The organism is Hydrocoleum sp. CS-953, from assembly GCF_002260545.1.
Classification (GTDB): Bacteria; Cyanobacteriota; Cyanobacteriia; order Cyanobacteriales; family Microcoleaceae; genus Trichodesmium.
Genome location: NZ_LGSU01000606.1, coordinates 1 through 3,840, shown reverse-complemented (window position 1 = coordinate 3,840; position 3,840 = coordinate 1). Strand labels below are relative to the sequence as shown.

Annotated in this window: 2 protein-coding genes; one reads left to right on the top strand and one right to left on the bottom strand. The window is 35.9% G+C overall.

The features are described 5' to 3' along the window. Nucleotides 1–752 precede the first annotated feature (752 nt). Nucleotides 753–1,658: a vitamin K epoxide reductase family protein gene (locus AFK68_RS06700; protein ID WP_094672091.1), complete on the top strand. Its 906-nt coding sequence runs from the start codon at nucleotides 753–755 to the stop codon at nucleotides 1,656–1,658. Between the two features lie 260 nt (nucleotides 1,659–1,918). Here AFK68_RS06700 and AFK68_RS06695 read toward each other — a convergent pair whose 3' ends face one another. Then, nucleotides 1,919–3,763, bottom strand: a complete 1,845-nt coding sequence (locus AFK68_RS06695) for a choice-of-anchor I family protein (RefSeq protein ID WP_168186349.1) — start codon at nucleotides 3,761–3,763, stop codon at nucleotides 1,919–1,921. Between the last annotated feature and the right edge of the window lie 77 nt (nucleotides 3,764–3,840).

Below are 3,840 nucleotides of genomic sequence, written 5' to 3'. Positions count from 1 at the left end.
GTTAGGTACTACCGTTTCAGTATTAATAAAAATTAATTCAAAAAATCTCAGAATTTATGATATAATTAAATTCGACATTTTGCCAGTAATTTAAGTAGTATTTTACAGGTATGCACTTAATATTGTCAAGAGTTAAATATAACTATTTCTCTAAAAAATTATCTCTGATAAATATGCACAATTACTAAACATTTAACTTGCAATATCAATCAGAATTTTATGAATATTAATTATTACTAATCCAAAGAGTCAAAAGACTTACCTAATAGAAGAGAAAGAAAGTGTTTTGATAACTAATTAAACAGACTTGAGCTAACCTATAGCTAGGAATACATCATTTTTATGTAAACAGGCTAATCGTATTAACCTATTACTAAAACTATGCTTTCTACAACAGTCAGAGAAACGTCTCATAAATCTACTGCTAATGTAAAGTTCTAGCAAAGTAGATGGAGTGTCCTGCTGGCCTTAACGAAGTTATAAGTCAAAAGTCAAAAGTCAAAAGTAAGATGGCAATATATGAAATAGTAGGGGTGGGTTGAGCCGAAAGCCTTGATACTTCAGATTTAGTCCTAAAAACCCGCCCCACACTTGTTGCCCTTATTTATCCCCACCTAGCTCAATAGTAATAAAATCTCTAGGTTTGATAGATTATGGATAAAATATCTTACTATAGAACTCTATTTTGGACTTTCCAGTTTATAGGATAGTCAATCATATCAACATAAACTATATTAAATTAGGAGACACAAATGCGTAGTAAACGCTCTAAACCCTGGATCTATCGTAATTCACGTTTTATTATTGCTGGTATCGCAGCAGTAGGTGCTGTAATTACAGCCTATATTCTTATAGAAAGATTAACAGGGGGAACAGTTATTTGCCCTGTGGAAGGTTGTGATAACGTACTTAATAGCCCTTATGCTACTGTTTTAGGCTTACCTCTAGCTCTGTTTGGCTTTTTAGCTTATGCTGGTATGGGAACAATGGCGATCGCTCCTTGGTTAATTAACCAAGACTCACAAAAGGAATTACGCTCACAACTAGAAAACTGGAGTTGGTTATTAATGTTTGTGGGTGGTGTATCCATGACCATCTTCAGTAGCTATCTAATGTACATAATGGCATTTGAGATTAAAGCTCTTTGTCTTTATTGCATTGGTTCGGCTGTTTGTTCTCTGTCTCTATTTATCTTGGCATTAATTGGTCGTAATTGGGAAGACATTGGACAGTTAATATTTACCGCTATCATAGTCGGAATGATTACTATGGTAGGAACATTTGCAGTTTATTCTCCAATTCATAGCACTTCTGCTAGCGAACCAAATGTCTATGGAATTACAACTACTTCCACTCCGGCAAAAGTTGCATTAGCAGAACATTTAACAGCAGTAGGTGCAAAAATGTATGGTGCTTATTGGTGCAGTCATTGTCAGGATCAAAAGAAATTATTTGGTCAAGAAGCTGTTAGTAAACTAAACTATATTGAGTGCGATCCTAAAGGCAAAAATCCTCAACCTAACTTATGTGTTGCAGCAGGTATTAAAGCATATCCAAGTTGGGATATCGGTGGTAAGTCTTACGAGGGTGTAGTTTCTTTAGAGAATTTAGCCAAGTTATCAGGTTATAACGGACCGACTAATTTTGAGAATCCTTAATTATGGAGCTTTTCATGTGGGTAGACCACATCGTCACAACGAAAACTTTGTAGGGAGGTTCCATGGAACCTCCCTACAGTTGATGATTCAAGCTTGTAGTATTGCTCTAGCCCTAAGTATAATGGGCTAGAGCAATACTACAAACAAAAACTTTCATTATATGGATGTTGCTATAAAAAAGCATTGCTGAATTTATTTCTTCTAGAAAACAGCAATGCTTTTTTTATTCTATTTGAAATGGAAATTTCTAATCAATATCCTTAAGCTTTTTCTTGCTCTTGAGTTGTTTTACTCTTGCGCTTCAACAATAATTTTCCAGCAGTTCCAAATGCCAATAAACCAAAAATTGTACCAGGTTCAGGTACTGGCTCAATTTCATAAATGGTAGTTGTACCACTAACCTCATGAGCTAGCACTAACAAAGCTTTACCTGTAGAGCTGTCTTCTGCACTAATAAATGTTATCCCTTCTGGACTTAAATCCCCTACTGCTGCTAACTGTTCATCTGTTGGATCTGGGTCTCCCTGATCATCCAAACTAATTTCCACTGAAAAATCACGATTATTTGTATAGCTAATGAACTCAGGAGCTAATGGATTACTAATATCGTAAGTCATAAAACCGCCGATCCGTTCTAAACCAATAAAGGCCAAAGTACGATCGCCTACCTGACCAATAGTAATACCTTCTGGTTCTGGACCTTTATTATCACTTCGATTATCAAAGTTATTCTCATCATCAGTGGAGTTGAAGAAATCTGGAAATAACTCAGCAGTTATTTGTTCAAATTCATCCCCACTGTCAAAAATCATATTTCCTTGATCGTCTAAAATAGAGAAGGAACGACCACCAAAGGCGTATAGTTCATCGAAGTCACCATCACCATCTGTATCACCCAAAGCATTTGTGACTGTCAAACGGCCTAAATTCTCATCTTTCTGAAGTTCTGCTACAGCATCTGCGCCTCCGAAAGCTGCTTCATCAAGTACCAAATCTTGAACTCTTTCTTCTTCACTAAACCCGTCTTCATCACGTCCACTACCTTCATTAGCTGTCACTAAGTAGGTCTTGCCCTCTACTTCATAAGAAGCAATCTCATCTGGTTGGTACATCCCAAATATCGGATAATTCTTAATGTTAATTCCATCATCTCGATCGCTAGCATCTAAAGCATTACTACCACCAAAAGCATTCGTATCTAGACTATGATCTTTAAAGCCAAGAGCAACGATATCTGTAAATTCACCATTGATCAGGTCTAATATAGCTATAGCATTATTTTCTTGTAATGCTACATAAGCCTTAGTTCCATCTCCTGAAACAGCGATCGATTCTGGCTCCAAATCTTTAGCTACTGCATCCTCTTCTTCTGCACTTGGGCCAAATATCCGCACACCTTTGTCGATTAATTCTTGTTTTCGGTCATTAAAAGCTTCAAAACCTGCAAAAGTTACATCACTATCTTCGAGATTTCCTGCACCCTCGGACATATCTATGATACTAACAGACCCTTCTGGGTCTATTGTGTATTCACCATTTGCTTCGCCTTCATTGGCCACCAGTAATTTACTACCATCTCCTGTAAAGGTCAGAAAATCTGGTAAAGCACCTACTGTTAAGTAATTTACCAACTCGCCATTACTCTTAAAGAATGCAACTATTCCATAATCTGTAACTGTATCATTCTCTACAGCAACAGCAAATATATTTTGCTCTTTACTATAAGTAACATCATTAATCCCACCAACAACAAAATCTTGACCGAATAATCCTTGAGTAGATAAATTTATATTATCAATCGGCATGTCTATGTTGATGGGATTATCAATATCGTCGGTGTTACTAATATCAAAGATATCCAATTTCAGCTCACTGTTATTAACCTTAAATAAACGTTGGCTCTCTGGATCGTGAGCTGTATGAAGAGCAGCACCATCATCAAATATACCAGTAGAATTGCTATCTAATACTTTGAAACTCAAAGTACCTGCTGTACTTGGTGCTGCCATCATAGCAACTGCAAAACTTGATTGTACAGTTAGTTTAATTATGTTTCCTAATACATTCGTATTAGTATTTTTACTTTTGCCCTGATAATTTTTCATTAGTTATGTACCTCTCAAATAAGTAGATTTTTCAACTTTATCAGTTATAATTTATATTAGTTGTTTGTACTTACAGC

Excerpts from the sequence above, each read along its gene's own strand:
- AFK68_RS06695 (WP_168186349.1), bottom strand. The coding sequence starts at position 3,763 with ATGAAAAATTATCAGGGCAAAAGTAAAAATACTAATACGAATGTATTA.
- AFK68_RS06700 (WP_094672091.1), top strand. The coding sequence starts at position 753 with ATGCGTAGTAAACGCTCTAAACCCTGGATCTATCGTAATTCACGTTTT.